Origin of the sequence: Bacillus cereus group sp. BfR-BA-01380 (assembly GCF_022663535.1) — a bacterium.
Lineage (GTDB): Bacteria > Bacillota > Bacilli > Bacillales > Bacillaceae_G > Bacillus_A > Bacillus_A cereus_BB.
This window is the reverse complement of record NZ_JAKUFS010000012.1, coordinates 18025-41542: the sequence shown is the minus strand read 5'-3', so window position 1 is coordinate 41542 and position 23518 is coordinate 18025. Positions and strand designations below refer to the sequence as shown.

Sequence of the window (23518 nt, the reverse complement as noted above, 5' to 3'; positions counted from 1 at the left end):
ATCTTCTTCGCTTCTCTCTGTATCTTGAGGTGAGAATCTTACCGCCCGTTAATGCGGGATAAAAAAAAGCGAGACCTTTCCATCAAGACGGAAAGGTCTCTTTTATATATTCATTTTATTTTTCAGACCGCCAAGTCACTGCTATGCAGAAAATAACATTACAGCTACTTGCTTGCTCCTTTTGTTTTAAACCTTGCACGTGGCAGAAAAAGGCCCTGACCGCCTCTATGCACGGCCAGGCGCTCTCGCCCACCAAAAAAGAAAGCGGTTTTTATGTCGGTTTTTCAATTCGTATTTATATTACTCTTTTGCATCCGCTTTCCCAAGTTCATACGCTTCGCCCATAACCTTCATTAATAATTCCAGTACAGGCTGTGCTTTTTCCATATCCAATGCCACACCGTGATCATCTAAAATCGCCTTTGCTTCTGGTAAATGTTTCATTGCGATTTGTAAAAACTGCATATTTTTTTCGTTCATATTCCCTCATCCTTTCCACATCAAAGCTTTCTTTTCCAGTTTACCACGTGCCACTCGTCTCGTATAACTCCCTATATTGTTTTATATGAGAAATTTGACGCAACATCCCCTTTTCTAAAGAAAACTTACTCGGAACAATGATCTTTTCCTCATCACCTTTTAGACACTCTTTCTTCTGTATTTGGAATCCCCCTCTTTTCTGTAATATCTCAATTCCTTTTTGCCATCGGTTTTCCTCTTCGCTACAAAGAGCATATAGTTTCATTCCCAGCTTTCTTTGACCAATCGTATATAAACAGTTCGCAACATCTTCAACATACAAAAGATCACATGTGCATTCTGCTATAGGAAGAGAAATCGTTTGTTGTTTTAATTGAGCAAGAATGATATGGTGATACGTCATAAATGACGGTTGCCACGGTCCATATACTGCCGGAACACGTAGTATGCAGTAATCTGCGTCTCCTTTTTGTACTTCACGTTCAATTTTTGAAAAGATCATACTATTTTCATTGCTACTACAAGCATGACTCACTTCTATAGAAGATGAAATAACAAATTTTATTTCCTTTCGTCTGCAAAAATTCTCAAATCGCTTTACATATTGCAATATGGCACGTTCATTTCTAAAATTCTTTTGCTGATTCGGCTCGCATAAGCAAAAGTATACAGCATCAATATCTGCTTCCTCCAAAACTTCCCATCCATCATTATCCCGCAACGAAAAATACATAAACAATGCATTCCGACCAATTAAACATAATTTTTCTTCATTTATCTTGGAATCACTGTTCATATCATCAAAATCAAACGCATATACTTCAATCTCTTCTTTAAGAAACTTCTGTACAAGATGATAACCTATAAACGTTAACGCCCCAACAACAATTACTCGTTTCATTTTCGCTCCCTCCTCAAATACATAAAGAGCTCCTTATGTATAGGAGCTTTATAAGTCTTCATACCATTTAAAAAACTGACATGCATTTTGTGCCATTTTATATTTTACATCCTGTAGATGAAATGATAATGAAGTCAGACAATTCTCTTGCAAACGTTTCTTTTCATATTCCCGAAGCAACTGTTTTCGTTCCTTTTTTTCTTGAGTAGATACAAATATTTTTACTGGAACAGAGGATACTAAATACGGAAATGCTTTCTTTTCAATTTTCCATTCTAATTCTGATTCGATTGCATCATATGCTTGCATCAATTCACGAATTAACCGCTTATAAAAAAATTTGTGTTCTTTTTCAAGTTCAACATGTGCTGGTAAATGAAGACACGGATTAAACATAAGAACCGAACGCACACACTCTGGATATTGCGCCATCATTTGCAGAGCAACAAGCGCACCCATCCCTTCTGCTATGATATGAATCTTTTCGTTCAAAATTTCCTTTTTCATAACAACATGATACAATCGCTTCGCCAGACGAACCGCCTGTTCATTCCCCCAATGTCTGCCGAATAAATTAGAGGAAAAAACTGTATAACCTTTCTTTCGCAATGCATTTAAAAATTGTAACCGTCCTGTATGCTGAAGCCATAAACTTGTACCATTCTCAATAAAGTAATTGTAGTCGCCTAATAGTAATATCCCGAATCCATTCGGTTTTTCGGGCAAGTGAATCACACATGGCTCTTGTTCTAAAAAGAAAAAACGTTCCGTAATACTCATACTTCTCCCGCCTTATATGACAACATCAAATTTACTCTTTTATAATGTATGACGCGAAGAGCAATTTGCTTTGCAAAAACGACAAATATTTTTCTATATTCTTTTTCGAGTTATGATACAATAAAGACAAACTGAACGAATAGAGGTGTAAAAGGATGCGTGTAATTTGGGCCTTTATCTGGTCGTTCTTGCTTGTGCAAATGATGAGCTACGTAATTAGCTCGATGACGCCAGGCGTTACATACGATTTTGGGCAAGCGTCTATCTTTTCTGTAGTTATTACTGTACTTGTAATCGCACTTGGAGCATTAATTCCAAACGAACCTGCACAGCAGCATTAATAAAAAAGAGTCCGGATATCCGGACTCTTTTTTATTTAACGTCAACAACTAACTCGTTATTTGACACATCAATCAATACATGACTATGATCTGTAATCGTGCCTGCAATGAGCGCACGCGCTAACTTCGTTTCAACTTGACGCTGTACGTAACGTTTTAGAGGACGCGCACCGTACATCGGATCAAATCCAGATTCTACAATAAACTCTTTGGCAGCATCTGTTAGTTCAACTGTTATATGACGATCTATTAAACGATGTTGCAGCTCTTTCACGATTTTATCAACAATACCTTTTATTTCATTTGTTGTAAGTGGTTTAAAGAGAATCATTTCGTCCACTCGATTTAAAAACTCTGGGCGGAAGTGACCGCGAAGTTGCCCCATTACAAGGTTTCTTGCTTCTTCTTGAATAGAACCATCTTCTCCTAATCCTTCTAATAAATATTGCGAGCCGATATTGGACGTCATAATAATAACTGTATTTTTAAAATCAACTGTACGTCCTTGTGAGTCTGTAATACGTCCATCATCTAACATTTGCAGCAAAATATTAAACACTTCTGGATGTGCTTTTTCAATTTCATCTAATAAAATAACAGAATACGGTTTACGACGCACAGCTTCTGTTAATTGTCCGCCCTCTTCATATCCAACATAGCCTGGAGGCGCTCCAATTAAACGAGATACGGCATGTTTTTCCATATACTCTGACATATCAATTCGAATCATCTGTTCTTCACTATCAAATAAAGACTGCGCCAACGTTTTCGCAAGTTCCGTTTTCCCAACACCTGTTGGTCCTAAGAAAATAAACGAACCAATTGGACGATTTGGATCTTTAATTCCCGCACGAGCACGCAACACTGCATCTGCCACAAGACCGACCGCTTCTTCTTGTCCAATGACACGTTCTGATAAAATTTGTTCTAAGCGAAGCAGCTTTTCACGCTCTCCTTCTACAAGTTTTGTAATCGGAATACCAGTCCAGCGCGATACGATATTCGCAATTTCTTCTTCACTTACTTCTTCACGAAGAAGGCGATTATCTTGCTGTTTATTCGCACTTACTTCTTCTGCTTCTTTCAATTCTTTTTCTACAGCTGGAATCTTCCCGTGACGAAGCTCTGCAGCTTTATTTAAATCGTAATTCCCTTCTGCTTCTTCTAACTCCCTTCGCAAACGCTCTAGACTTTCGCGCAAATCGCGCACTTTATAAATTTCTTCTTTCTCTCTTTGCCACTGCGCCCGCATTCCACTCGCTTTTTCTTTTAAATCCGACAACTCACGCTGCAATGTTTGCAGCCGCTCCCTACTTGCCCGGTCTGTTTCTTTACTAAGCGCAGCCTCTTCAATTTCTAACTGCATAATGCGACGTGTTATTTCGTCTAGCTCTGTTGGCAGCGAATCAATTTCCGTTCTAATCGTTGCACATGCTTCATCAACTAAATCGATTGCTTTATCCGGTAAAAAACGATCAGAAATATAACGATCTGATAACATTGCAGCTGCAACAAGAGCGCGATCATGAATATTCACACTATGATAAATTTCAAATCGTTCTTTTAAACCGCGCAATATAGAAATGGTATCTTCAACTGTCGGTTCTTCCGCCAATACTTGTTGGAAACGACGCTCTAATGCCGGGTCTTTCTCAATATATTTGCGATATTCATCAAGCGTTGTCGCTCCAATGCAATGCAACTCTCCGCGCGCTAACATTGGTTTTAACATATTCCCGGCATCCATTGCTCCTTCTGTTTTACCAGCACCAACAATGGTATGCAGCTCGTCGATAAATAATAAAATCTTTCCTTCACTTTTTTTAATTTCATTTAAGACCGCTTGCAGACGCTCTTCAAATTCACCGCGAAATTTCGCCCCTGCAACAAGCGCGCTCATATCAAGCGCAAAAATCGTTTTATCTTTTAATCCTTCCGGTACATCTTTGCGAACAATACGCTGTGCTAATCCCTCAACGATTGCTGTTTTCCCAACACCAGGTTCACCAATTAACACAGGATTATTTTTTGTTTTACGCGATAAAATGCGAATCACACGTCTGATTTCACTATCACGCCCAATGACTGGATCAATTTTTCCTTGCCTTACTTCCGCCACTAAATCACGACCATATTTCTCTAAAGCTTCGTATGTTACTTCTGGATTTTGACTCGTCACTCTTTGATTCCCCCGAACTTCTGTTAATGCTTGCAATAACGCTTCTTTCGTAATACGAAGCGACGTAAATAATTCACGTATATCATTCGTTTTCTTTTCATCACATAACGCAAGAAGAATATGTTCCACTGAAATATACTCATCTCGCAAATGCCTTGCTTCTTCTTCAGCCCTTACAAGCAGCCCCTGAAGCGCACTTGTAATATAAACTTTTCCTGCTTCTGCGCCGCCTCCTGTAACCGATGGCTTTCGCTTTAACAAGCGTTCTGCCCCTTGCACGAACTGATCTATATTTACATTCATCTTTTGGAAAATACGAATTGCTAATCCATCTTGTTGCTGAAGAAGCGAGACTAAAAGATGTACAATATCAATTTCTTGATGATGATGCTTCGTAGCAATTGATTGTGCATCCATAATCGCTTCTTGTGTTTTTGTCGTCATTCGATTTAAGTCCATCGCTGCTACAGCTCCTTTAAAGTTTGACTTTTTTTGACCTTTGATTTGATTATACGACAAGTTACCTATTTTATTCAACAAAGAGGACTTTATGACAACCTTATTTTTTTGTAACTACTTAGCCATACATTTCATTTAGAAGTTTGGTAAGAAGTATGATTCCAGCGAAAATACGCTCCTTATTACCTATAGAAAGTTATTTTCATTTTTCAGCATATAGAATGCTGCCATGAAGATAAAGTAAAACTTCCATCAGTGACGCTTTTCTCACTGATGGTCAGTTGAACCAACCGGGCTTTTACGGGCAGTTACCCCCCTATCTTCTTCGCTTCTCTCCCAATCCTGAGGTGGGGGGCTTATTGCTCACGAATAGCGGGGTAAAAATGGACCTACACCTCGCTGCCTTTCTTTGTTTTGAAACTTTGCGCGTGGCAGGAAAAGGCCCTGACCGCTCTTATACATAGCCAGTCCCTCTCGACCATTAAAAAAAGTGCTTTTCTGTCGGTTTTTCATAGAGTGACTGAGTTGTTATCTTTTTTTTATTTATTCACAACAATAAATCCCGCAGTTTACAACTGCGGGATTTGTTATGGTTTTCGTTTATATGTCCATTGTCTATTTTGGTTTGTAACTCCCGGAAATTTATCACCAGCAGAGAGCTTCACCATTTTTGGATCCTTAACCATACTCCCTGTTTCACCAATTTCAACATAGATGCCGTCATTCGGTGCTTTTTGACCAGCTCGGAATCGATGACTTTGTCCCATATTCATTCTCCTTCCATTCCATTCTTACATCTTTAGTATGTCCCATTTTAAAAAACCTTTTCTGTTATGTTTAGGAAACCATGCTCATATAATGAAATTACACATTTTAGCAGGAGATACATCAGTATATGTAGAAACAAAAAAAACTGGCCATAAAGACCAGTATCAAAGGAGAGTCAAACAACTTATACGAGAAGATTACATTCTCATTATAAACACGATAATCTCCATATTGTAACCCCTTTCACAAATTGTACAAAAGGAAAGAAACATTATTCGAACTTCCAGAAAAAGACTTGACTTTTCCCATTACTAATGACAAATAGTAGACAATTTAATCATGTAGGAATTAAGATGAATATACACAAAACTTTTTATAAAAGGTGTGAGACGCATGAAAAAACAACATTTAATTGCATTAGATTTAGACGGTACTTTACTTACAGATCAAAAAATGATTTCAGCTCGTACAAAGCAGACCATTGCAAAAGCAAAAGAACAAGGCCATATCGTTGTTATCTCAACGGGCCGTCCATTTCGTGCGAGTCATGCATATTATAAAGAACTTGGTCTAAATACACCGATTGTAAATTTTAACGGTGCATACGTCCATCATCCACTTGATACGAAGTGGGGAACGCATCACTCTCCACTTGAACTTAATACCGCACAAGAAATCGTTCGTGCATGTATGGAATTTGGAGTAGAAAATATTTACGCAGAAGTGATTGATGATGTATACGTGAAACAACTTGATGAAGACAAAAAACATATTTTCGAGTTCGGCTCACCTAAAATTTTCACAGGTGATTTACTCAACATTTTACAAGATCATCCAACCTGTTTATTAATTGATGCACATGAGTCAAAATCAAATTCTATTCGTCAACATTTAACAGATATGCATGCAGAGGTAATCGATCACCGCAAATGGGGCGCTCCTTGGCCGATTATTGAAATTGTGAAAAGCGGGTTAAATAAAGCAATTGGCTTACAAAAAATTTCAAGTTACTACAATATCCCAAAAGAACATATCATCGCGTTTGGTGATGAAGATAATGATTTTGAAATGATTGAATTTGCCGGACATGGAATCGCCATGGGAAACGCCATTCCAGAACTAAAATCATTAGCAAACCACGTAACATTATCAAATGAAGAAGATGGAATTGCTCTTTATTTAGAGGAGGCACTTGGATTGTAAGGTGAAAATTCCCTGCTTATAGTATGACGCCAAGCGCACATACTATAGGAGACACAGCAAATGTGTCCATGCTTTTCTGCTAAAAGGGGGGCATTACGAATGGGTAAAAAGAATAAATCAAAACGTTTCGTACAACAAGGGTCAGATTCTGTTATGAAACACGACGCAAGATTCCCATACCGTGGTACGTTAGCTGAAGCAGAAAAAGAACGAAAAAACTCTTCTCTCGGAGGGTTCTAATGGGTAATTTACTATTCCAACAAGCACGAGATGCCGTCTCACAAGCTGTATCTTGTTCAAATGATAGCGAGCAGCAAGCACTTGTTAATCAAGCTAAAAATGCATTGTTGTCCGCTTATACGAATTCTTCTACTGCCGAAAAAGTACAATTGCACGAAATGCAAGAACAACTGCAAAGCATTTCAACAACTGAGTAACTGTGACTAGAGAAACAAATAAAAAGAGGACCAAACACGGTCCTCTTTTATTAATCTTTACGGAACAATCCAAACACCCCAACTGTTTCGAGAACGTTTGTGAACGCACCTGGATCTACTTTTTTTACAATTCTTTCTAACTCATATAACTCGTAACGAGTGATGACGATCATTAACATTTCTTTATTTTCATTCGTAAACGCACCTGTTGCCGGAACTGTAGTAATCCCTCGAACTAATCGTTCATGAATTGCCTTTCGTACCTCTGCTCCATTTTTCGTTACAATGAATGCCGTAATTTTCACATGACGCGTATGTATGGCATCAATAATACGTGAAGATACATATAATGTCACTAACGTATAAAGCGCCTTTTCCCAGCCATATAAATAACCAGCCGCTATAATAATAATCGCATTAAACAAGAAGAAATACGTTCCGACCGGCTTATCTTTCACTCTAGATAAAATCATGGCAATGATATCTAAACCACCTGTTGAGGCTCCCCACTTCAAAGCAAGTCCTACTCCTACCGCAGAAATTAACCCTCCAAAAATGGCGTTTAAAATAATATCATGAGATACCGCTTTTACTGGCACTATTTCTAAAAATAATGTCATAAATGCAACGCTTAAAAAACTAAAGAATGTGAATGACTTCCCTACTTTTTTCCAAGCTAAAATAACAACCGGAATATTAAACAAGCTAAAAAGAACTCCCGTTGAAATATGTATTGACAGAAAATCTCCTAACACTTGCGAAAGCAATTGCGACAATCCAGCAAAACCGCTAGCGTACACTTTCGCTGGTGTTAAAAATAAGTTCATTCCAATCGCATTTAACAAACCGGCAATGATAACAACGACTAATTTTTTTGTAAGCTCAGCATAGTTCAGTTTTAAGTCCATATCTCCCAGTCCACCTTTATATAAATTCCATCGTATACATTATACATAGTCTTAACGAAAACGGAAATGATAAACGTACAACCGTTATGAAGGGAGTTGAACCATATGCCTCATACAAGTGACAACGACAAAAAAGCGCGTGATAACAACGCAAAACGCACGCAAAAAAATGAAGAACAGCAAAAAAATATCGCGCAAGGAAAACGCGCTTACTCCAAAAAGACGGATCATCTATAGTAAACCATTTTCTTACTTATAATCTATAACTTGGATCCTCTATTTCATGCGAACAAGCCCTCCTCGTACATCGACATTTTCGTTGATGTACTTTTTTAATTCTACAAAAGTCATCTCGAATTCACATCATGTTCACTTCATTTTTCTACAATAGAAATAACAATTTTCGGATGAGGTGTTTACATGAAACGAAAACAATTATTTATTGCAGCAGCGACGCTCGGTACGTTAATGTTAGCTGCCTGTGATCCAAAAGGAAGTTCCGATCCAATCGCAACCTCTACTACTAGTACGATAACAAAAGGCGAATTTGATAAGGCGTTAAAAGAACGCTTCGGAAAAGATATGCTCTATGAAATGATGGCACAAGATATTATGATTAAAAAATTTAAAGTGTCCGATGATGAAGTTGATAAGGAATTTAACAAAACAAAAGAACAAGCAGGCGATAATTTTAAAATGTTCCTCGAAAGTAACCGAATGAAAAACGAAGACGATTTAAAAAAACAAATTCGTTCGAGCTTAGCCATCGATAAAGCGATCAAACAAACGATAACTGAAAAAGACGTAAAAGCCCGATATAAACCAGAAATTAAAGCTAGCCAAATTTTAGTAAACGATGAGCAAACGGCTAACGATATAAAAAGACAACTGAATAGTGGTGTATCATTTGAAGATTTAGCAAAAAAATATTCCGAAGATACTATTTCAAAAGAAAATGGTGGAGATTTAGGTTACTTCGGCCCCGGAAAAATGGTACCTGAATTTGAAGATGCTGCTTATAAATTACATGTCGGTGAAATAAGTGAACCTGTAAAATCAACAAAAGGCTACCATATTATAAAATTAACAGACAAAAAAGATTTAAAGCCATACGACAAAGTAAAAGATTCCATTCGCAAAACGCTTGAGACTGAGCGTATACAAGATAATACGTGGCGTCAAAAAGTATTAATAGAAGAATTAAAGAAAGAGAATATTAAAGTAGAAGACAGCGACTTAAAAGATACGTTTACACGTTTTCAAGAATCACAAAAATAGCCGAACAAATTACACTTGTTCGGCTGTTTTTATATTACTTTTTAAAATACGTCCAACCTTCTTCTTGATAAACTTTTCCTTCTTTCATCAGTTTACCAAGAGCACGCTTGAAAGCTGCTTTACTCATCTGAAAACGCTCCCCAATATCTTCTGGATGGCTCTTATCCCAAAATGGCATTACACCGCCGCGGCTTTCCATATACTCACAAATAACCGCTGCATCATCTTCCATTCCTTCTTCTTTACGAGGAAGAAGAGAAATATTAATTGTTCCATCTTCTTTCACATCGATAATACGTCCTGTTACTCGTTCTCCAATACGCACTTGCTCTTTACGTTCAGAACAGTGCAAGAAAGCACGAAAATGTTCATCCGTTAAAACAAACGATCCAACTTGCAATGAACGGTACACACGACCATTTACATTTTTATTGCGCATAGATGGCGTCGCTTCTACGACAATTTCTTGCATATCCGCATCTCTTGCCGGAAGACCAATCAAACGGCCACGATTTGTTAATTTTAATGTACAATATAACTCATCGCCTTCTTCTGGCCATACTGGTGTATAAATAGGAAACTCATCAGCTGGAATTAATATATCTTTCGAAACACCGATATCAACAAACACCCCTAAACGAGGCTTCACTTCCACAACTTTCACCCAATTCCAGTTTTCCGTTGTAATAAGCGGCGTTTTCATCGTTGCTGCTAAACGTTCTTGATGATCATGATATAAAAACACATCAATCGTGTCACCTTCTTCAATTTCTCCAGCGACTTCATTTTTATGTAAAAACACTTCATCTTCTTCGTAACCGACCATATATCCAATTTCTGTTTCACGTAAAACCGTTACTTCTTCAATCGCTCCTGGTTGTAACTTCATATTTTTACTTCCCTTCTATATGTAATTTATCTTATTCTAACGGGTGATATCTTCATTGTTTCTTAATGTAAAAACATCCGCACCGATAACAGCTTTATTATATTTTTTTATCATTCCAAACAAAGTTTCATTATACACGTTTTTCCCTTTATTTGTCCAACTCGCTAAAATTCTCTATAATAAAGTGAGACTTTAATCATTGAGGTGGTCTTCTTCAATGATTATTAGTCGAACCAATCGGGCCTTTATGGGCTGTTTATCCCGCCTTTCCAACGAATGTATTTTCCGCTATACTTTAAGCGGGATATTACAGCCCGTTAAGACGGGGTAGAAATGGAATTTAATTTGGAGGTGCTTATTATGGCAAAAGATAGTTCTTTTGATATCGTTTCAAAAGTAGAGTTTCCAGAAGTAACAAACGCTATTAACATCGCATTAAAAGAAATTCAAAATCGTTATGACTTTAAAGGAAGCAAAAGTGATATTAAATTAGAAAAAGAGGAAATCGTTTTAACTTCTGATGATGAGTATAAACTTGACCAAGTAAAAGATGTTTTGATTTCAAAATTAATTAAGCGTGAAGTTCCGATTAAAAACTTAGATTACGGAAAAGTCGAAAGCGCTTCTGGCGGTACAGTACGCCAACGTGCAAAATTACAACAGGGCATTGATAAAGAAAATGCGAAAAAAATTAATAACATTATTAAAGAATTAAAATTAAAAGTAAAAACACAAGTACAAGATGATCAAGTTCGTGTAACAGGAAAAAGCCGAGATGACCTACAAGCAGTTATCACAGCTGTACGCGGAGCTGATTTATCAATCGACGTACAATTTATCAACTACCGATAGTCATACATAAAGTGAAACTTTAATCAGTGGGGGGTTTTCTTCATCCCCCACTGATTATCAGCCCTCACCAATCGGGCGCATGCCAGCAGTTTATCTCCCACCTTACTTCTTAAGAAAAGCGGAAGCGGCTCGCTCAGAATCGCAGGACGCCCACGCACCCGACAGAGAGGCGCTTTCTGCCTCGTCCGAGGGGGCGAAACGACCGGAGATTCTAGCCGCTAGAGCTGGACAACGCTTTCGCTGAATTTTGAGGTGGGAGTATTACTGCCCGTTAATGCGGGATAAAAAGAACTGACCAAAATTCACTTTTTGGTCAGTTTCTTTTATTTTTCAAGATGATTCAGTTCCTTTTCGTTTCTTTATCAGTACAAGAAAGATGATAAATAACACATTCACACCTACTAAAGCGGCAATAAACGACCAGTTCCACCCTGATTTTCCTGCAAGCGCATATACATTCGCAGTTTCTCTTTTCAGCACAATGTAATATTTTCCGTCCTCTTCTCGCACCCTATCATCTTCTAACAATCCGCGCAGCTCATGGTCTTTCCCAAATTCATTTGCAGCAAGTTCCACCTTTTGTGTTTCTGCCCTGTTATTAATCGCGATAAGCGTTGTTTCATCTTTATACTTGCGCTTTATTATGCTCATACCACCTTTATCATATAATAATTCAAGTGTTCCGTAACGAAGGGATGGTAATGCTTTGCGAAGTTCGCCTAATTTCCCTATATACTGCAAAAACTTCTCATCTGCTTTAAAATCCATTAAACGGCGATTCTCAGGTATCTTCCCTCCATCTAATGCGATTTCAGTACCATAGTATATAAACGGAATGCCGGGTGATGTATATAAATAGGCAAGCGCTAATTTCAAACGAGCCGGTGGAAAATATTTATTTTCTTTTGCAATTCTAACAAAACGCTCCGTTTGGCTATTATCTACAAACGTCCCCTCTAGAGTATTACCGCTGCTTTTCGTCACATCATACAACGGCTTTACAGAAAGATTGGGCTTTGCAAACACGTCTGTCATGCGCTGCTGATAAGCCTGATTAAATACTCCTTTTGCTCCTTCCATTTGCGTATCCGCTATTACAAAAAAATCTTGTTTCACACTCTGCACAGCTGCAATCACTTCATTCAAAAATGCCTTCGGAATATTCTCGTTATGTATCAAATGATAACCGTCTATCTCCGTCTCCTTAATCCATTGTTTCGCACACTCAATCGTACTCGTTTTATTTTCATTATCCACTACAAATTCAAACATAACTTTCATATCTCGCTTGTGCGCTTCTTGGACGAGTTGTTGCATGTCCTTCATCGTTCCAAAATGTTCATTCATTTTTGTTATATCAGTTGGATGATACCCATCATAACTACTACTTGCAGTGGGCGGAGACAGCAATATAGCAGTAAAGCCCATCTCTTTTATATAATCAAGCCGTTTTATAATTCCTTGCACATCTCCCCCTTGATATGCTTCTAATCGATTCGTATCAATTCCATTATCATTTCTAGAATCACCATTATTAAAACGGTCGATCATAATAGAATACACAATTTCATCTTGCCACTGCCTCGTTTCCCTTGCCGACACAGGAATGGGTAATTGAAACACAAACAATAAACATATGAAACATAAAAAATATTTCCCTAACTCCCTCTTCACATCGCTCCCCCCAACTTTTTGTAATTATATGAAAAGTATAACAATTATCCTTCTATCTCGCATGCCAATTCTCTAAATTTATTGAACTACCCCCACCTACCGTTGCACTTCTTACACGCTTGAGGTAGGGATCTTCTCGCCAGATATGATAAAGTGAAACTTCCATCAGTGGGAGTCAAAATCATTCCCTCCTACACGCTTATACTCATTTATCAACAATGTTCTCTAATAGATTCTATATCTTAAATAGTCATTATTCACAAGTGATTTTTCTTATATTCCTTGAAAAGCATAAAGTAAAAACAGTCATGTTATATTTATTCACATGAAATGATTAATTTTTCATAAAAATCTGTTGATTTATTATTAAATGTTGAATATGATACTAAATATATCATTCAACGTTAACTTATATTACATTATAGGAGGGAAAACAATGCATATGGAGGATACAGTATTTCTTTTTTTAGCCACCGTCATGGTGATGATTATGACACCTGGGCTTGCTTTATTTTACGGGGGAATGGTTCGCAGTAAAAATGTACTTAGTACAACGATGCACAGTTATAGCGCAATGGCAATCGTGTCTATTCAATGGATTTTCATCGGTTATTCTTTAGCATTCGGACCTGATTGGAATGGGCTTATCGGTAATTTTGATTGGTTCGGTCTACAACATGTTACTTTCACACCAAATGAAGCCTATAGCGCGACAATTCCACATAACTTATTTATGATGTTTCAACTTATGTTCGCAATTTTAACTCCCGCCTTAATTTCCGGTGCATTCGCAGAACGAATGCGTTTTTCCGCTTTTCTTATCTTCATCTTACTTTGGACGACAATTGTATACGATCCTGTTGCTCATTGGGTTTGGGGGATCGGTGGATGGCTTCGCGAACTCGGTGCACTCGACTTCGCTGGGGGAAATGTCGTTCATATTACATCCGGCGTAGCTGGTCTCGTATTAGCTATTTTCCTCGGAAAACGAAAAGATGTTCACGACTCGTCACCGCATCATTTACCATTTACAATTCTAGGAGCAGGGTTATTATGGTTTGGCTGGTTCGGTTTTAACGTCGGCAGTACTTTAACGTTAAATGACGTTGCCCTCGCCGCTTTTATTAATACAAATACTGCAGCTGCAGCTTCTGCGCTCACATGGATGTTAGCGGAATGGTTCTTCCAAACAAAACCAACTGTACTAGGTGCCGCTTGCGGAGCTATTTCTGGTCTCGTCGCAATTACACCAGCTTGTGGTTTTGTAACACCACTATCTGCTCTTATTATCGGTGCAATCGGCGGTGCGCTTTGCTTTTTGGCAGTCTATTTCTTAAAACATAAGCTCGGTTACGACGATGCGCTTGATGCGTTCGGTTGTCACGGTATTGGCGGAACTTGGGGCGGCATTGCAACAGGACTTTTCGCTACAACATCCGTTAACAGCACAGGCGCAGACGGACTATTTTACGGAAATGCTGCACTTCTTTGGAAACAACTTCTTGCAATTGGAACGACCTATACATTCACAGCTGTAGTGACATATGCAATCATTAAAGGGATCAGTTTATTCCTCCCAGTTCGTGCACATGAACATGAAGAGACAATAGGACTCGATCTTTCCCTTCACGGCGAAAGGGCATATGAGCAAATTGAATCACTTGGAGATATGTTTGATGGGAAGTTAGACCACAAAGGGGGTTACAATTCACCGAGGTAGATTATGTTTGAACAAAAATGAAACCAAAAAGCTCAGAGCAAAAAACTCTGAGCTTTTTCATTTTAATATTAAATACTTATTTTTCTTTACGTCCCACTTCATTCTTTAATATCAATCCCGTACTCTTTAAACCAAACATGAATCTGCCCTAAATGCGCCAGCAGTTGCGGCCCTGTCATAAGTTGCCCAAACCATGGCGTTTGAAATGCACTGCCGCCTGTTTCAATTAATCCGTGCAACTGCTCGTGATCAAATAATTCATGGAGAATGGACTGTTTATCTGTCAATAGCTCTTGTAGCCATGAAGTGACAGCCTTCGTATAATACGGATTATGAGTTTTCGGATACGGACTTTTCTTTCTATACAACACATCATTTGGCAAGACACCTTCTAACGCCTTGCGCAATAGACCTTTTTCGCGATTTTTATACATTTTCATTTCCCAAGGAATATTCCACGCATATTCGACAAGGCGATGATCAGCAAACGGCACACGCACTTCCAAGCTAGCTCCCATACTCATCCGGTCTTTTCGATCAAGAAGTGTTGTCATAAACCAAATCATATTTAAATAAAATAGTTGTCTTCTTTTTGCATCAAGTATGCTTTCTCCTTCTAACACCGGGGTTTCACGTACTGATTCTTCATAGCGATACTGAACATACTCTTGTAAATTTAGTTTTTTACGCCATTCTTTTTTTAACAATTGTTCACGCGCTTCTGTTGATCGCATCCATGGAAACGCACTGGATTGTAAATCATCCTCGCGGTAAAACCACGGATAACCACCAAAAATTTCATCAGCGCATTCACCTGATAAACTTACGACAAAATCTTGTTTAATTTCTCGGCAAAACCATAGTAATGAAGAATCAATATCCGCCATCCCTGGTAAGTCACGAACAATTACGGCTTCCGTTAAATGTTCCGCTAAATTTTCGTTAGAAATCACACAGCGATGATGGATCGTATCAAATGTATTTGTCATTAACGTAATAAACGGAGCATCTGAATTCGGCTGAAATGCATTTGATTTGAAATACTTTTCGTTATCTTCATAATCAATCGAATACGTATGAAGCTTCCCTTTCCCTTCTCGCTCATATGCCATCGCTGCAAATGCGGTGATCGCGCTAGAATCGACGCCGCCTGATAAAAATGTACAGAGCGGAACATCCGATACTAACTGCCTTGTAATCGCATCTTGCAGTAGAAACCGAACTCGCTCGACTGTTTCTTCAAAATTATGTGTGTGTTCTTCACTCACAACATTCCAATAGCGCCAAACTTTTAAGCCATCTTTTGAAAATGTCAGTGCATGACCTGGGCGTAATTCATCGATTCCAGCAAATATGCCATGCCCTGGAGTTCGAGACGGACCTAATCCAAATACTTCTGCTAATCCCTCTGTCGTAATCTCCGTCTTCACATCAGGATGAGCTAAAATCGCTTTTAATTCTGAACCAAACAATAATTGCCCAGCATCATGTTTATAAAATAGCGGCTTGACTCCTAATCGATCACGCGCAATAAAAACTTTTTCTTCCTGTTCATCCCATACAGCAAATGCATAAATACCATTTAAATGATTCACACACTGTTCTTTCCATTCCATATAAGAAGCGAGCAACACTTCTGTATCAGAATGCCCCTTAAACGTATAACCTCTTTGCAGTAATTCTTTCCGAATCTCTTCTGTATTATATAGTTCGCCGTTATAGCAAATGGCGTAACGTTCTTCTTTTTTTTCCCGCACCATCGGTTGTCTACCGCCTCCTGGATCGACAACTATTAACCGTTTATGCCCAAAAGCAACATGATTCCGAAGCCAAACGTTCGTGTCATCCGGACCTCTTTTCGCGAGCGTTTCTGCCATCTTCGTTACTGCTTCTTTTTCTTGTAATAACACTTTTGTATAATCAACCCACCCTGTAATGCCACACATTGCAATCACCCTTTCTCATCTCATATCCGCAGTCTGTTTTTATTCTATGCCCAATTTTGATTCTATGTTCCTTTGTTCTTTGTTATAAAGAAAGACTGAACTGTCTATAACAAGAACAGAAACTTCTATATAAAGGAGCGAACACGAATGAAACAGCGTAAACATATTTTGTATAGTCAACCGCGTGCTCATACAATTGGAAATGTTGAATACATAAACGAAGAATGGGTATTTTTTGACGAAGAAAGCGATGAAGCTTTTTTGCTAGAAGAGATGATTGAAGATGGATTTGAGATTTTATATAACAATAATTGGTTACCTGCTCGTTTTTATGAACATAATATTTTGCAAGTAGCAAATGAACATCATCCGCTGCAAAACGGTGAAACAATTCGCATTCGAAAAAAGTTGCTTACAAGCTATTATGAGTGGATAGAAGAGCTTTCAGATTCATCATTTTCACTTGTCACGGAAACATTACAATCACTAGGCTACTCTTTATACGACTGCATCTATGCTCACAATTTTTTATCATTCCAGCCAAAAGACTATTTATGCGAAGGCGTTAATATTCTCTTATTTGATAATGAAGAAATGATTTGCGCCCTCCATCACCATTATGTCCGCTATTCTACAAACAATAAGGATCTATTTAAAATTACAAAAGTAGATGGGGATGAATTGCATTTTCACAATTGACATGATAATAAAAATGAGGATGTTACAAAAGGGATAGAATATCCACTTTTGAAAGCATCCTCATTTTTTATCCCGCTATTCGTGGGCAGTAATACTCCCGCCTCAAAATTCAGCAAAAGCATTGTCCAGCTCTAGCGGCTAGAATCTCCGGCCGTTTCCGCTTTTCTTAAGAAGTTAGGCGGGAGATAAACTGCCCGTAAAAGCCCGATTGGTGAGGGATGATAATCAGTGGGGGATGAAGAAAACCCCACTGATTAAAGTTTCACTTTATATTACGCAAATGGCGCAAATCCTAGTGGTAATCGTAAACCAAGATATAACACAACTAAAAACGCAATAACAAATTGAGCCCAAAACGCCCCTGTTGTTTTCCGTTTACTTATTTTCACAAGAATCATTTCCATCGCAGCAATTACCCATACACCACCAAGCATTTTGATACCATACAACATGTGTGCTTGTGCTGTAGCCGTTTTTGTAATACCCATGTACAATAAAACGCCCGTTACAATAATAATGATGTACATCAAACGAAGTACCATATGTACACCTGTTGCTTTTTTCCCCGCTGTGTACATGGAATACGCAACGAAGAATAAAATTAAACCTAATGCCCACGCAGTAATATGCATATGTGTTGTCATGTAATCCCTTCCTCCTCTTTTCCCAAACTTTTTCACTTTACATGATACCACGTCCATTTCTTTTCAGGAAATATTTCGCTTTTTCCACACTTAAATGATATAATATTTAGAGTATTTACAAACTTCTTGTAAAAACAAAGGGGGAACTAGCATGATTCAAACAAAAGACATTATTGAATTAACAGAAACATACGGAGCAAATAACTATCATCCACTTCCAATTGTAATTGCGAAAGCTGAAGGTGTTTGGGTAGAAGATCCAGAAGGCAACCGTTATATGGACATGCTCAGTGCATATTCTGCAGTAAACCAAGGTCATCGCCATCCAAAAATTATTCAAGCGCTTATCGACCAAGCAGGGCGTGTAACATTAACATCACGTGCATTCCATAGCGATCAATTAGGCCCTTGGTATGAAAAAGTTGCAAAATTAACTAATAAAGAAATGATATTACCAATGAATACAGGTGCGGAAGCAGTTGAAACCGCTATCAAAGCGGCTAGACGCTGGGCATATGATGTGAAAAAAGTAGAAGATAACAAAGCAGAGATTATTGTATGTGTGGACAACTTCCATGGCCGAACAATGGGTGCAGTATCCATGTCATCTAATGAGGAATATAAACGCGGATTTGGACCAATGCTTCCAGGTATTGTTGTCATTCCTTACGGCGACATCGAAGCGTTAAAAGCAGCGATTACACCAAATACAGCTGCATTTATTTTAGAGCCAATCCAAGGTGAAGCTGGTATTAACATTCCACCAGCAGGTTTCTTAACAGAAGTATACAATGTATGTAAAGAAGAAAATGTATTATTTATCGCAGATGAAATTCAAACAGGCTTAGGCCGTACAGGAAAATTATTCGCATGCGATTGGGACAATGTCATTCCTGATATGTACATCCTTGGAAAAGCGTTAGGCGGCGGTGTATTCCCAATTTCTTGCGTTGCTGCAAATCGTGACATTTTAGAAGTATTTGAGCCTGGCTCTCACGGTTCTACATTCGGCGGTAATCCACTAGCTTGTGCAGTTTCTCTTGCTTCTCTAGATGTATTATTAGAAGAAAAATTAACAGAACGCTCTTTACAATTAGGAGAAAAGTTGGTAAATCAATTACGTGAAATTGACAATCCAATGATTACAGACGTGCGTGGAAGAGGATTGTTTATCGGTATCGAATTAAATGAATCTGCACGCCCTTACTGTGAACAATTAAAAGCAGTTGGTTTACTATGTAAAGAAACACATGACAATGTAATCCGCATTGCTCCGCCTCTTGTTATTTCTGAAGAAGATTTACAATGGGCATTCGAAAAACTTAAAGAAGTATTATCTTAATATCGAAGAAGGTTGCCCGTTAAAAGGCAACCTTCTTTTTGCTATGCAATGATTCTCACTATATACAACAGACCAGCTAAAATAGGAAACATGAGTAATATACCGATAATACATGATGTCCACACATGCTTCCATTTCCACCAACCGCATACACTTCCTCTCCAAAACAAAAACACCGAAAAAGGAATGACTAAAAAGAAAGCTGTACAAAGCCCAGGCACGTATCCTCTCTTCAAAATTGCCCCGACAAGATGAACAATCCCGTTCATAAAAATCATGGCCTGTGTAAACAGTACCATATATAACGTTATCTTCTTCAAAAACAAATTGTGTATCATCACAATCGCGCACACAAAAACAGTTAATATAAGTAATGCTATGAAAAAATGCTTGAATTGCAGCATATTCTTTTCCATCTGAATGGGCTGTACATATTTTATTTCTGGAAAAAAGTAATACTCTTCTGCACCCTGCAAAGCAAAAATAATCGGGATGAGCCAGAAATAAGGAGAGCGCAGCGTATTATTTGACACCATTACGGAGCGTTCCAACATTTTCTACAGTTATAACAATCTCATCACCAGCATGTAAAAATCGAGGTGGTTGAAATCCTTTTCCAACTCCAGCTGGTGTTCCAGTCGCAATAATATCGCCTGGCTCTAACGTCATTCCTTTACTTACAATTGATATAATTTCTTCAATCGAAAACATCATATTTGCCGTTGTAGAAGATTGACGTACTTCCCCGTTCACCCTCGTTTCAATATGAAGCGCATTCGGATTATGAATCATTGAGTGGTGTACGATAGATGGCCCCATTGGACAAAATGTATCAAAACTTTTCCCAAGAAAAAATTGCTTATGCTTCTTTTGAATATCCCTGGCTGTAACATCATTTACAATCGTATAACCAAACACGTGATGCAAGGCTTCTTCTTTCGGAATTCCCTTTCCACGCTTTCCGATTACAATTGCAAGCTCTCCTTCATAATCAAGTTCACTTGTCGCATGCGGATGACTATAAATTTTATCCCCATCACCAATTACAGTTGTTGGAGACTTTGTAAAAATAATAATATTTTCCGGAACCGCTTCTGCTCCATCCATTTCAATTGCATGCTCACGATAATTTTTCCCAACACAAAGAATATTTTTTCTTGGCCTTGGAATGGGAGCCAATAACTTAACTTCCGATAATGGATAATAAGCATCCTCGCCATGTTCTTTCGCCCATTCGACAATCTCAATTACTTTCGTAATAAAAGGTTCTCCCTGTTCAATACACTCTAACATTGTAATGGGAATCGTAACTTTTTCGCCTTTTTTCCTCTGTGCTTCTCTTACATGCAACACTGTTTGTGATGTATCATCTACAACACCAACAAACACTTTTTCATCTGTTTTTGCCGTCACAAACCGCACATTTCCACATCCCATCTTCAAATTCATACTGTAATTGTATTCGCACCTACTAACAAAAATCCTCCTGAAAATATTTTTAATTTACAATATTCTACCTATTACTCGCATAATCAAAACATTTTTTTGCCAAAATATGTAGAATCCCTTCTTCTTTTAGCGAATATGTTTCTTTTTTATGGAAAGTTTGTATAATATGTACTACAGACACTCTTAAAATCTATAAGGAGACGGAGCCGATTCTATGTTTGAGCAAGCAATTGAAAAAAAACGCGAAAAAATGAAATACTTGGCCAAACGGTATGGAATAACATCTCAAAAAACTGTTAGTTGTAGTCAAGAGCTGGACAAGCTCTTAAATGTTATATTACTCATACAAATAGATAATGTGCCAACTCAACATACAAACGTACGCTCCCACTGAGTGTACGTCTTTTATTTTTAAAATAACAGACACATATTTGCACAAACGCCCATACAATAATAGAGTAAAACTCCCATCATAGACATTCGGATTAAAAAAGGAACAAACACAAAAATTTTTCACATGAAAGGTGTTTTCTATGCCTGCAATGGTTGGACACGTTAATATTGTTAATGTCGGATCCAGCGGTGTATTTCACATTGGTGATGTATTTGCTATTCGTCCTATTAGTTATTCCCGTGCATTTGCAGGAGCGGGTTCTTTTAATGTTGGAGAAAATATATCCATATATAATTACGAAAACATAACAAATGTAAATGATAATGACATAATCGATCAGCCAATAACTGCTACTTATTAAAAGGGGGGAAATAAAAATTGAAACTATTTGTACACCAAAGTATTATCATTAACAAAATAAGAATAGAGAATCTTACAACTTCAGCCGTCTTTCAAATTGGAAGTGCAGGCAGTATTAAAACATTGTCAAAGTTCTCTAATACAGGTGGATTTACACAACCAACTCCGCCGCTAACAGATCAAGGACAAATTATTTCTATTTCCCCACCTCCTCCTAGTTCTTCTTAATGGATTACTATCATAGACATATACCAATATATCCTCCAGATCGAAAAGGAGGCTTCTAGCAGTGAATCAAGATTTATATACTTATTTACAGCAGCTACAACAATTCATCCAGCAACAACAAGAAAAAATAAATGCTTTAGAAACAAAACTAGCGCAGCTAACAGAGCAAGTAGAAGAACTGAAACAGCGCCCATCCTCTTCAATTGGGAAAGTCGAATATAAATTTGATCAACTAAAAGTCGAAACTTTAAGTGGTACATTAAATATTGGTTTAAATCCCTTTACGAGCAAAGGCGGAATGATTGAGGACTTTAATGTGGATACTGAAACATTAAAAGTAAACCCTGAAACTCAAGTAAATCCCGATTTTTATCAAGACATCATTCAAGAAATGCATCGTTATCTAGAAGAAGAAGCATATAGTCGTATTCTTCACTTTGAACAGCAAGAACGAACACCTCTTGACGATATGTACCGTCAAATGATGATTGATGATATAAAGCAACAAATGGAACATCGTCTCCCGTACTATTTATCTCAAGTACAGCCGCATCCCGAAATTACATCTAATCCGCAGTATATGAAAGATGTCATTATTCAAGCAATGAAACAAGATATTGATAAAGCATTTCTTTCCTTTATTCAGCATATACCGCGTAACTTCCGAAAGGAGTAACTGCATATGAATTTTACTGTGATTAATCATGAAATCAAAGTCGGAAACATTAGATCACTTGGGGTATCTTCGTCTGCTTTATTCTTAGTCGGCGATGCAAACCTTATTATTTCATCTTCTATTTTAGATACACCGTTTGAATCGGTTACAGGAGGGCCATTTGTACCACTCGTAACTGCTGTACCTACCACTCCTAGATAAGGAGGGCTCGTTTTGTTTCGACATATTTCCGTTGTTCATCAGCCCACTGTCATCACGCTAGGACTCAGTTCCGTTTTTCAAGTTGGTGATACGAACCATATGGAATTAAAGTACAGAGCCATTATCGTTCATCGCGAAATTCCTTACTTTTTTTCTCAAGAAGGAGACTTTGAAGCATATAAAATATTTGTCGACAACGAAATTACAATTCCAACTCGCATAAACGAAGTAAACATGACTGTCGTGAATCAAAATCCCTTTATCGAAGTAGATTGCATTACGATTCAAAGTATGCTCAACTCTTCTTGTCTTCAAATTGGCTCTGTTGATTATGTATTTTCAAACTCACGCCTGTTACAAATTCGCCAATTTGTTACAGAAGAACCTTCTTGCAAATAAATCATATAGTAGCATAAAAGGAATTTGAAGTAGGTGAAAATATGCCGTCTGTTGTCGGAAACTTAGTCGTTCAAAATAGTAACGGTTCTTTTAACTTAGGGGATTTCTATAATGTATCTCCGAAAGAAAATACGAAAGCTTATAACGGATCTGGTTCATCAAATGTTGCCTTTGTTCTTAATACATTTAACGGTGTAAGTGGTACAAATACATTTGATTCTGATGTAGCCGATCAAGATCAAATCGGAACAGCATAAAGTGAAGCTTCTATCAGCGGAGGATGATAAAAAAAACGGAGGGAATCCCTCCGT

General features: G+C 37.9%; 29 protein-coding genes. 17 read left to right on the top strand and 12 right to left on the bottom strand.

Going from position 1 to position 23518, the window contains the following annotated elements; all coding sequences use genetic code 11:
• Positions 1 to 300: 300 nt before the first annotated feature.
• The 3 genes from MR076_RS12895 to MR076_RS12885 are packed head-to-tail and all read right to left on the bottom strand — an operon-like array spanning position 301 to position 2161.
• Positions 301 to 480, bottom strand: a complete 180-nt coding sequence (locus tag MR076_RS12895) for a ComZ family protein (protein ID WP_242221129.1) — start codon at positions 478 to 480, stop codon at positions 301 to 303.
• A gap of 40 nt (positions 481 to 520) precedes the next feature.
• Positions 521 to 1381, bottom strand: a complete 861-nt coding sequence (locus tag MR076_RS12890; RefSeq protein WP_242221127.1) for an NAD-dependent epimerase/dehydratase family protein — start codon at positions 1379 to 1381, stop codon at positions 521 to 523.
• 48 nt (positions 1382 to 1429) lie between these two features.
• Positions 1430 to 2161: an alpha/beta fold hydrolase gene (locus MR076_RS12885; RefSeq protein WP_242221125.1), complete on the bottom strand. Its 732-nt coding sequence runs from the start codon at positions 2159 to 2161 to the stop codon at positions 1430 to 1432.
• A gap of 155 nt (positions 2162 to 2316) precedes the next feature.
• Here MR076_RS12885 and MR076_RS12880 point away from each other — a divergent pair, with 155 nt between their 5' ends.
• Positions 2317 to 2502, top strand: coding sequence for a YjzD family protein (locus MR076_RS12880; RefSeq protein ID WP_090915806.1), 186 nt, complete (start codon positions 2317 to 2319; stop codon positions 2500 to 2502).
• 31 nt (positions 2503 to 2533) lie between these two features.
• Here the strand turns inward: MR076_RS12880 and clpB are convergent, their stop codons facing one another.
• Both clpB and MR076_RS12870 read right to left on the bottom strand, forming a co-directional pair.
• Complete coding sequence (gene clpB / locus MR076_RS12875) at positions 2534 to 5140, bottom strand: ATP-dependent chaperone ClpB (RefSeq protein WP_242221123.1); 2607 nt, start codon at positions 5138 to 5140, stop codon at positions 2534 to 2536.
• A gap of 587 nt (positions 5141 to 5727) precedes the next feature.
• Positions 5728 to 5907 carry a YjzC family protein gene (locus MR076_RS12870; protein WP_242221120.1) on the bottom strand — a complete coding sequence of 60 codons (180 nt, stop codon included), beginning with the start codon at positions 5905 to 5907 and terminating at the stop codon, positions 5728 to 5730.
• A gap of 394 nt (positions 5908 to 6301) precedes the next feature.
• On the opposite strand from MR076_RS12870, the gene MR076_RS12865 reads away from it, so the two are divergent.
• The 3 genes from MR076_RS12865 (at position 6302) to MR076_RS12855 (ending at position 7548) form a co-directional block, all read left to right on the top strand.
• The gene (locus MR076_RS12865) at positions 6302 to 7111 is read left to right on the top strand and encodes a Cof-type HAD-IIB family hydrolase (protein WP_242221118.1); all 810 of its coding nucleotides are present in this window, start codon (positions 6302 to 6304) and stop codon (positions 7109 to 7111) included.
• A 99-nt stretch (positions 7112 to 7210) separates the two neighbouring features.
• Positions 7211 to 7351, top strand: a complete 141-nt coding sequence (locus tag MR076_RS12860) for a competence protein (protein WP_242221116.1) — start codon at positions 7211 to 7213, stop codon at positions 7349 to 7351.
• Entirely contained in the window at positions 7351 to 7548 is a 198-nt protein-coding gene (locus MR076_RS12855) for a DUF3813 domain-containing protein (RefSeq protein WP_242221114.1), read from the top strand. The genes MR076_RS12860 and MR076_RS12855 overlap by 1 nt, the downstream gene beginning before the upstream one ends.
• 50 nt (positions 7549 to 7598) lie before the next feature.
• Here the strand turns inward: MR076_RS12855 and MR076_RS12850 are convergent, their stop codons facing one another.
• Positions 7599 to 8456 (bottom strand): YitT family protein, encoded by an 858-nt coding sequence (locus tag MR076_RS12850; RefSeq protein WP_242221112.1) that lies wholly within the window; start codon positions 8454 to 8456, stop codon positions 7599 to 7601.
• Positions 8457 to 8561: 105 nt separating this feature from the next.
• Here MR076_RS12850 and MR076_RS12845 point away from each other — a divergent pair, with 105 nt between their 5' ends.
• Both MR076_RS12845 and prsA read left to right on the top strand, forming a co-directional pair.
• A complete protein-coding gene (locus tag MR076_RS12845; protein WP_098918564.1) occupies positions 8562 to 8693 on the top strand; it encodes a DUF3941 domain-containing protein in 132 nt (43 codons plus the stop codon).
• 183 nt (positions 8694 to 8876) lie between these two features.
• On the top strand, positions 8877 to 9734 hold the full coding sequence (prsA, locus tag MR076_RS12840; RefSeq protein WP_242221110.1) for a peptidylprolyl isomerase PrsA: 858 nt from the start codon (positions 8877 to 8879) through the stop codon (positions 9732 to 9734).
• Between the two features lie 34 nt (positions 9735 to 9768).
• Here the strand turns inward: prsA and MR076_RS12835 are convergent, their stop codons facing one another.
• Positions 9769 to 10623, bottom strand: coding sequence for a CvfB family protein (locus MR076_RS12835; protein ID WP_242221108.1), 855 nt, complete (start codon positions 10621 to 10623; stop codon positions 9769 to 9771).
• Between the two features lie 360 nt (positions 10624 to 10983).
• On the opposite strand from MR076_RS12835, the gene MR076_RS12830 reads away from it, so the two are divergent.
• Positions 10984 to 11475, top strand: coding sequence for a YajQ family cyclic di-GMP-binding protein (locus MR076_RS12830; protein ID WP_242221106.1), 492 nt, complete (start codon positions 10984 to 10986; stop codon positions 11473 to 11475).
• Between the two features lie 330 nt (positions 11476 to 11805).
• On the opposite strand, the gene MR076_RS12825 is transcribed toward MR076_RS12830, so the two are convergent.
• Complete coding sequence (locus MR076_RS12825) at positions 11806 to 13149, bottom strand: alpha-amylase family glycosyl hydrolase (protein WP_242221104.1); 1344 nt, start codon at positions 13147 to 13149, stop codon at positions 11806 to 11808.
• 436 nt (positions 13150 to 13585) lie between these two features.
• Between MR076_RS12825 and MR076_RS12820 the strand changes: the two genes are divergently transcribed.
• Positions 13586 to 14869 carry an ammonium transporter gene (locus tag MR076_RS12820; protein WP_242221102.1) on the top strand — a complete coding sequence of 428 codons (1284 nt, stop codon included), beginning with the start codon at positions 13586 to 13588 and terminating at the stop codon, positions 14867 to 14869.
• Between the two features lie 98 nt (positions 14870 to 14967).
• Here MR076_RS12820 and asnB read toward each other — a convergent pair whose 3' ends face one another.
• Positions 14968 to 16815, bottom strand: coding sequence for an asparagine synthase (glutamine-hydrolyzing) (gene asnB / locus MR076_RS12815; RefSeq protein ID WP_242221287.1), 1848 nt, complete (start codon positions 16813 to 16815; stop codon positions 14968 to 14970).
• A 147-nt stretch (positions 16816 to 16962) separates the two neighbouring features.
• Here asnB and MR076_RS12810 point away from each other — a divergent pair, with 147 nt between their 5' ends.
• Positions 16963 to 17514: a DUF2777 domain-containing protein gene (locus MR076_RS12810; RefSeq protein WP_242221100.1), complete on the top strand. Its 552-nt coding sequence runs from the start codon at positions 16963 to 16965 to the stop codon at positions 17512 to 17514.
• 272 nt (positions 17515 to 17786) lie between these two features.
• On the opposite strand, the gene MR076_RS12805 is transcribed toward MR076_RS12810, so the two are convergent.
• Entirely contained in the window at positions 17787 to 18158 is a 372-nt protein-coding gene (locus MR076_RS12805; RefSeq protein ID WP_242221099.1) for a YisL family protein, read from the bottom strand.
• Between the two features lie 151 nt (positions 18159 to 18309).
• Between MR076_RS12805 and MR076_RS12800 the strand changes: the two genes are divergently transcribed.
• Positions 18310 to 19500, top strand: a complete 1191-nt coding sequence (locus MR076_RS12800; RefSeq protein ID WP_242221097.1) for an ornithine--oxo-acid transaminase — start codon at positions 18310 to 18312, stop codon at positions 19498 to 19500.
• A gap of 41 nt (positions 19501 to 19541) precedes the next feature.
• Here the strand turns inward: MR076_RS12800 and MR076_RS12795 are convergent, their stop codons facing one another.
• Both MR076_RS12795 and MR076_RS12790 read right to left on the bottom strand, forming a co-directional pair.
• Positions 19542 to 20036: an HXXEE domain-containing protein gene (locus MR076_RS12795; RefSeq protein ID WP_242221095.1), complete on the bottom strand. Its 495-nt coding sequence runs from the start codon at positions 20034 to 20036 to the stop codon at positions 19542 to 19544.
• The gene (locus tag MR076_RS12790) at positions 20023 to 20937 is read right to left on the bottom strand and encodes a fumarylacetoacetate hydrolase family protein (protein ID WP_242221093.1); all 915 of its coding nucleotides are present in this window, start codon (positions 20935 to 20937) and stop codon (positions 20023 to 20025) included. Before MR076_RS12790 ends, MR076_RS12795 begins: the two co-directional genes overlap by 14 nt.
• A 226-nt stretch (positions 20938 to 21163) precedes the next feature.
• Between MR076_RS12790 and MR076_RS12785 the strand changes: the two genes are divergently transcribed.
• From MR076_RS12785 to gerPF, 7 genes are all read left to right on the top strand, one after another.
• Positions 21164 to 21343 (top strand): aspartyl-phosphate phosphatase Spo0E family protein, encoded by a 180-nt coding sequence (locus MR076_RS12785; protein ID WP_242221091.1) that lies wholly within the window; start codon positions 21164 to 21166, stop codon positions 21341 to 21343.
• Between the two features lie 139 nt (positions 21344 to 21482).
• Entirely contained in the window at positions 21483 to 21704 is a 222-nt protein-coding gene (locus MR076_RS12780; RefSeq protein WP_242221089.1) for a spore germination protein, read from the top strand.
• A 17-nt stretch (positions 21705 to 21721) separates the two neighbouring features.
• Positions 21722 to 21931 (top strand): spore germination protein GerPB, encoded by a 210-nt coding sequence (locus MR076_RS12775; RefSeq protein WP_242221087.1) that lies wholly within the window; start codon positions 21722 to 21724, stop codon positions 21929 to 21931.
• A 61-nt stretch (positions 21932 to 21992) separates the two neighbouring features.
• Entirely contained in the window at positions 21993 to 22607 is a 615-nt protein-coding gene (gerPC, locus tag MR076_RS12770; RefSeq protein ID WP_242221086.1) for a spore germination protein GerPC, read from the top strand.
• A gap of 6 nt (positions 22608 to 22613) precedes the next feature.
• Positions 22614 to 22808 carry a spore gernimation protein GerPD gene (locus MR076_RS12765; RefSeq protein WP_242221084.1) on the top strand — a complete coding sequence of 65 codons (195 nt, stop codon included), beginning with the start codon at positions 22614 to 22616 and terminating at the stop codon, positions 22806 to 22808.
• A 12-nt stretch (positions 22809 to 22820) separates the two neighbouring features.
• Entirely contained in the window at positions 22821 to 23207 is a 387-nt protein-coding gene (locus MR076_RS12760; RefSeq protein ID WP_242221082.1) for a spore germination protein GerPE, read from the top strand.
• 41 nt (positions 23208 to 23248) lie between these two features.
• The gene (gerPF, locus tag MR076_RS12755) at positions 23249 to 23464 is read left to right on the top strand and encodes a spore germination protein GerPF (RefSeq protein ID WP_090915729.1); all 216 of its coding nucleotides are present in this window, start codon (positions 23249 to 23251) and stop codon (positions 23462 to 23464) included.
• The last annotated feature ends 54 nt before the right edge of the window (positions 23465 to 23518 follow it).